Annotated in this window: 7 protein-coding genes; 3 read left to right on the plus strand and 4 right to left on the minus strand. The window is 65.8% G+C overall.

From position 1 onward, the window contains the following. Positions 1–28: 28 nt before the first annotated feature. The 4 genes from B3T77_RS05465 to B3T77_RS05480 form a co-directional block, all read right to left on the minus strand. Positions 29–253: an alkylphosphonate utilization protein gene (locus B3T77_RS05465; RefSeq protein ID WP_055754537.1), complete on the minus strand. Its 225-nt coding sequence runs from the start codon at positions 251–253 to the stop codon at positions 29–31. Positions 254–444: 191 nt separating this feature from the next. Then, positions 445–2,484 carry an NAD(+) synthase gene (locus B3T77_RS05470; RefSeq protein WP_292078014.1) on the minus strand — a complete coding sequence of 680 codons (2,040 nt, stop codon included), beginning with the start codon at positions 2,482–2,484 and terminating at the stop codon, positions 445–447. Between the two features lie 88 nt (positions 2,485–2,572). Then, on the minus strand, positions 2,573–3,340 hold the full coding sequence (gene map / locus B3T77_RS05475; protein ID WP_292078019.1) for a type I methionyl aminopeptidase: 768 nt from the start codon (positions 3,338–3,340) through the stop codon (positions 2,573–2,575). Then, positions 3,337–3,549 (minus strand): ParD-like family protein, encoded by a 213-nt coding sequence (locus B3T77_RS05480; protein WP_091751087.1) that lies wholly within the window; start codon positions 3,547–3,549, stop codon positions 3,337–3,339. The genes map and B3T77_RS05480 overlap by 4 nt, the downstream gene beginning before the upstream one ends. A 393-nt stretch (positions 3,550–3,942) precedes the next feature. On the opposite strand from B3T77_RS05480, the gene ftsY reads away from it, so the two are divergent. From ftsY to B3T77_RS05495, 3 genes are all read left to right on the plus strand, one after another. Then, positions 3,943–4,878, plus strand: coding sequence for a signal recognition particle-docking protein FtsY (gene ftsY / locus B3T77_RS05485; protein WP_055808927.1), 936 nt, complete (start codon positions 3,943–3,945; stop codon positions 4,876–4,878). A gap of 1 nt (position 4,879) precedes the next feature. Next, positions 4,880–5,500: an inner membrane-spanning protein YciB gene (locus tag B3T77_RS05490; RefSeq protein WP_292078023.1), complete on the plus strand. Its 621-nt coding sequence runs from the start codon at positions 4,880–4,882 to the stop codon at positions 5,498–5,500. 98 nt (positions 5,501–5,598) lie between these two features. Continuing rightward, the coding region (locus B3T77_RS05495; protein ID WP_292078027.1) for a MarR family winged helix-turn-helix transcriptional regulator at positions 5,599–6,155 on the plus strand (557 nt) is incomplete at its 3' end.

Here is a 6,155-nt window from a genome sequence, read left to right on the forward strand (position 1 = left end):
GCGGCTGCATCGCGCGAAGGGAAGAGGGTCAGGCCTTCTTCACGAACTCGGTGCGAAGGACCAGGCCGCGCACCTTCTCCACATTGGCCTCGATCTCGTCCGTGTCGCCGGTGAGACGGATGTTCTTGACCAGCGTCCCGCGCTTCAGCGTGACCCCGCCCGATCCTTTGACCTTCAGATCCTTGATCAGGGTCACGCTGTCGCCGTCGGCCAGGATGTTGCCGTTGGAGTCTTTGGTCACGTCGTCGGTCATGGCCAAGCTTGTAACGGCTCGACTTGCTTTCGTCATCCTCCGGCAAGCCGCTTGCGGCGCAGACCGGGGGACCCAGCGGCGCCAAAGGCGATGCGTCGGCTCCACGGATGTCAGCGAGTTCGCGACAGGTTCGCGCTCGCGCGCGCCGCTGGGTCCCCCGGTCGCTTCGCGCCGGAGGATGACGAAAGAGGTCACTCCGGCACGTTCGCCTCAAGTTCGTCCAGCCACACCCGCGCATTCCCATCCGACGGCGCACGCCAGTCGCCGCGCGGCGACAGCGATCCGCCCGTCACCACTTTCGGACCATTCGGCAGGGCCGACCGCTTGAACTGCGATGTCTGGAAGAAGCGGATCAGGAACTTCCTCAGCCAAGCCTTGATGGTCGCCAGGTCGTACTCGACCTTTTCGTCCTCGGGCGTGTTCGCCGGCCAGTCGCCCGCGCCCGCATCGCCCCAGGCCTGGTGCGCCAGGAAGGCGACCTTGGACGGCTTCAGGCCGAACCGGCTGATGTAGAACAGGAAGAAGTCGTTCAGCGCATAGGGGCCGACGGTCCCTTCCGTCGACTGGATCACCCCGTCTTTCGCCGGCACCAGCTCGGGCGAAATCTCGGTGTTCAGAATGGCGTGCAGCGTGTCACGCGCGCCCGCGCCGATCAGGTCGCCCGCCGCCACCCAGCGGATCAGGTGCCGGATCAACGTCTTCGCCACCCCGCCGTTGACGTTGTAGTGGCTCATATGGTCGCCGACGCCGTATGTGGCCCAACCCAGCGCCAGTTCCGACAGATCCCCGGTCCCCAGCACGAAGGCCCTGTGCTGGTTCGCCAGCCGGAATAGATAGTCGGTCCGCAGGCCCGCCTGCACGTTCTCGAAGGTGATGTCATGCACCGGCTGACCCTCGGCATAGGGGTGGCCGATGTCCTTGAACATCTGTTCGGCGGCGGGGCGGATGTCGATCTCTGCGCCCGTCACGCCCAGCGCGGTCATCAGGGCCCAGGCGTTGGACTTGGTCCCGTCCGAGGTGGCGAACCCCGGCATGGTGAAGCCCAGGATATTGGTCCGCGGCAGATCCAGCCGGTCGAAGGCGCGGCAGGCGACCAGCAGGGCCTGGGTAGAATCCAGCCCGCCGGACACGCCGATCACCAGCGACCTGGCGCCTGTCGCGGTCATCCGGCGCATCAGCCCCTGAACCTGGATATTGAACGCCTCATAGCAGTCCTGATCCAGCCGCCCGGCGTCGTCCGGCACGAAGGGGAACCGGTCCAGCGGCCGGATCAGCTCGCTGGCCTCATGATCCTCGCGCGCCATGAAGGGCACGACCGTCGCCGGCTCGCCTTCGTTTCTCGCACATTCGGCGAAGGTGCCGTTCCGCAATCGGTCCAGCCCGATCCGGTCCACGTCCACGTCGGCGATGGTCAGATGGCTGTCCAAGGCGAACCGCTCGCCTTCCGCCAGCTTGGACCCCAGTTCGTGGATCGTCGCCTGCCCGTCCCAGGCCAGGTCGGTGGTGCTCTCGCCCCAGCCCGAGGCGGCGAAGACATAGGCCGAAAGGGTGCGGGCCGAATGGCTGGCGCTCAGCATTGCCCGCTCGTCCGCCTTGCCGATGACGATGTTGGACGCCGACAGGTTCAGCAGGATCCGCGCGCCCGCCAACGCCGCCCGCGTCGAGGGCGGCAGCGGCGCCCAATAGTCCTCGCAGATCTCGACCGAGAAGACGAAGCCCGGCCGATTGACCGCCTCGAACAACAGACCCGGCGCGAAGTCCACCGTCTCGCCGTTCAGCGCGATCACGTCCTCGGCGCGCGCCGTCGCCGGCGCGAACCAGCGTTTCTCATAGTATTCGCGGTAGTTGGGCAGATAGGTCTTGGGCACGACGCCCAGAACCTCGCCGGACCCGATCACCACCGCGCAATTATACAGGGCGTCGCCGTTGCGGATCGGCGCCCCGACCACCGCCACGACATCCGCCTCGGCCGTCGCCTCGGCTGCCACAGCGATCTGCCGCTCGACCTCGTCCAGCAGCGCCGCCTGCATATGCAGATCGTCGATGGCGTAGGCCGACAGCGACAGCTCGGGAAAGACCATCAGGTCCACACCCTGTTCGCCCGCCTGACGGATCAGGGCGACGTGCTCTTGGCCGTTCGCCCTGGGGTCGCCCGCGTGGCTGACCGGCGTCGCCGCCGCCACGCGCACGAAACCGTGGGTCTTGGGAGAATGGAACAAAGCATCAGCCATCGGATCGTCCGCATCACCCGGCCCGCGCCGGTCGTCGGCCTTCATATAGGCGCGAATGATGAAGGGACGGAAACTCTCCTTCGCGCGCCTATGCGTCCCGCTTCTCGTCCGGCCTCAGGGTCAGGACCCGCACACCGTCCTTTGTCACAGCGACCGTATGTTCGAACTGGGCCGACAGTTTTCCGTCGGAGGTGACCACGGTCCAGCCGTCGTCCTCGGTCAGGACCGTGCGCACGCCCTGGTTCAGCATCGGTTCGATGGTGAAGGTCATGCCTTCGCGCAGGGTCGCGCCGGTCCCGGCCTTGCCGAAATGCAGCACCTGTGGCTCTTCATGCATCTCGCGCCCGATGCCATGCCCGCAATAGTCGCGCACCACCGAATAGCCGGCCTGCTTGGCGTGTTTTTCGATGGCGAAACCGATGTCGCCCAGTTTCGCGCCCGGGCGCACCGCCTGAATGCCCTTCCACATCGCCTCATAGGTGGTGCGGGCCAGCCGTCGGGCCTGCGGTCCCACCGAGCCGATGAGATAGGTCTTGGAGGAATCTGCGATGAAGCCGTCCTTCTCCAGCGTGATGTCCAGATTGACGATGTCGCCGCTCTTCAGGATGTCGTTCGCCGAGGGCACGCCGTGGCAGACGACCTGGTTGATCGAGCTGTTCAGCACGAAGCCATAGCCGTACTGACCCTTGCTGGCCGGCCGCGCCTTCAGCTCGTCGACGATGAAGGCCTCGACCCGTCGGTCGATTTCCAGCGTGCTCAACCCCTCCAGCGTCATCGCATTCAGATGGGTGAAGACCGAGGCCAGCAGTCGCCCCGCTTCGGCCATCAGCGCAATCTCGGCCGGCGTCTTGATCATGCGGCGGCGCCCGTCGGCACGGAAGCATCGACGCCCGCCGCCCGCAACTCGCGCGCCACCAGTTCCTGGAACGTCACGCCGGGATGCATCTCACACAACATGCCGATCCTGATCCAGAACGCCGCCTGAGCGTTAATCGACCGATAGGACGCCTTCGCAGCGCGCCGCAGCTGCTCGTGCAGTTCGTCCTCGATATTGACGATGCCCATGATACTCTCGCTCTATATGAAACGTATGCGCAGCGCATATTCTTTGTTGATCGGCTCCACAAGCGCAAGCGCCGCTCGATGATCTTCGCCGCTGCCGTCTGCGCCGCCAGAGGCTTGCACAGGATGACGGAAGAAAATGATCGACAGCCATCCAAACTGGCGGCTCCAACCCTCGCGCTTTCAACGGTTTGCCGATTTCTCACGGCCTTCTGCCATCGTCGATTTTGCGCGGGCCTATAATCCTCGCCTTCGCACTGACGCTAACAGGGAGGTTTCGATTTCAGATCAATTAGACGAATTAGACGGTGTTTTTGTCGCCGACCGTCTGAAACGTCGGGGACGACCCTCGCGAATGCGGATGACGTTGGCCTTCGCCCCCGCTAAAGCCACTGCATGAACGATACGCCGAAAAAGGGCTGGTTCCAGCGCCTGTCCGCTGGGCTCTCGCGCTCCTCCAAACAGATGACCGATCAGGTCGTCGCCACCTTCGTCAAGGAGCCTCTGTCCGAGGCGTCGCTGGAGCAGCTGGAAGAGCATCTGCTTGAGAGCGATCTCGGCCCTGCCGCCTCGGCCCGGATCGTCGAACGCTTTCGCGGGCTGAAGTTCGGCAAGGACGCGCCCGAGCGCGAGGTCAAGGAAGCCCTGGCCGAGGCGGTCGCCGCCGAACTGTCGCCGCGCCAGGCGACCTTCGATCCCCTGTCCGGCCCCAAACCCTATGTCGTCCTGTTCGTCGGGGTGAACGGGTCGGGCAAGACCACGACCCTGGGCAAGATCGCCGCTGATCTGACGGGCAAGGGCGCCAAGGTGATGATTGTCGCCGGCGACACCTTCCGCGCCGCCGCCCGCGAACAGCTGAAGGTCTGGGCCGAGCGCGCGGGCGCCGACTTCGAGAGCCGTCGCGACGGCGCCGATGCCGCGGGCCTGGCCTTCGACGCCTATACCAAGGCGCGGGCAGAAGGCTACGACGTCGTCCTGATCGACACCGCCGGCCGACTGCAGAACAAGTCCGCCCTGATGGACGAACTGCTCAAGATCGTCCGCGTGCTGAAGAAGGTCGATCCCGAGGCGCCGCACGACACCCTGCTGGTGCTGGACGCCACCGTCGGCCGCAACGCCCTGGCTCAGGAACAGATCTTCGGCCGCACCGCCTTCGTGACCGGCGTGGTCATGACCAAGCTGGACGGCACGGCGCGCGGCGGCGTGCTGGTGCCGGTGGCCCAGGCGTCCGACGCCCCCCTGATGCTGATCGGCGTTGGCGAAGGGGTCGAGGACCTGCAACCGTTCGACGCCCGCGCCTTCTCCCGCTCGCTGGTGGGACTGGAAGACTGACATGACCGAGACGCCGAAAAAGGCTTCCAACATCCGCCAGGCCGTCGATTTCGGCGCGCTCGTGGCCTTCATGGCCGCCTATGCGATCAACCGGTTCGCGCGCGGTCTGGATGGGCAGGAAGCCCTGGTCCAGGCGACGTGGGTCCTGGTCGGCGCCTCGCTGATCGCTCTGATCGTCGGCTATGTGGTCGAGCGTCGTCTGGCGCCCCTGCCGCTGCTGACCGGCGGGTTCGCCTTGATCTTCGGCGTGCTGACCATCGTCTTCCACGATCCGAACCTGTTGAAGATCAAGCTGTCGATCCAGAACGGCCTGCTGGCGGTCGTGCTGCTGGGGTCGCTGCCGCTGAACCGCTATCCGTTCAAATATCTGCTGGGCGAGGCGATCCGCATCACCGACGCAGGCTGGCGCGGGTTGACCCTGCGTTACGGCCTGTATTTCGCAGCCGTCTGCGTAATTAACGAGATCGTCTGGCGCACCCAGTCCGACGACACATGGGTCGCCTTCCGTGGCGGCCTGTGGATCGCCTCGGCCGTGTTTGGCGTCTGGCAGGTCTTCTTCATCATGAAGCACCTGATCAAGGACGACGAGCCGACGCCCGTCTCGCCTGATACCGGGCTCTAGGCGCCAAGCGGAACTGTCACGGAACCGACGCGCTTTCCCCGTCAAATCGTAAAGCAGAGCTGATACGTGTTCGGACGAAACTTCAGGGGAGCGGCGCGATGGTGAAGGCGGGAAAAGCGGCAAGGAAGGTCGGGCCCCTGGCCACCTCGCCCAGCCACCTGATGCACCGCGCCCTGCAACTGGCGCTCGACATCTATGCCGAGGAGACCGGCGCCGACGGTCTGACCCAGCGCCAGTTCGCGGTGCTGGAGGCGGTGTCGCTCAAGGCCGGCCTGACCCAGACTGAACTGGTGCGGATGACCGGCATCGACCGCTCGACCCTGGCCGATCTGGTTACGCGCATGACCAGCAAGGGCCTGCTGGAGCGCGAGCGCTCGACCCTGGACGCGCGCGCCAAGGCGGTTCGTCTGTCGGCTGAGGGCGCGGCCCGGTTGGAGGCCGCCCGTCCGCTGGTTGAGGCCGCCGACAAGCGGATCATGGCCCTGCTGCCCAAGGGCCAGCGCGAGACCTTCCTCAATCAGCTGGCCGATCTGGCCGCCGCCGCCGACGCCGCCCCCGACGCCGCCAAGGCCGAGGCCAAGGCCGCCAAGAAGGCGCTGAAGGCCGTCGAGAAGGAAGCCCGCAAGGCCGAGAAGGCCGCCAAGAAGGCCGACCG

It is taken from the genome of Brevundimonas sp. UBA7838 (assembly GCF_002500885.1).
GTDB classification, from domain to species: Bacteria; Pseudomonadota; Alphaproteobacteria; order Caulobacterales; family Caulobacteraceae; genus Brevundimonas; species Brevundimonas vesicularis_C.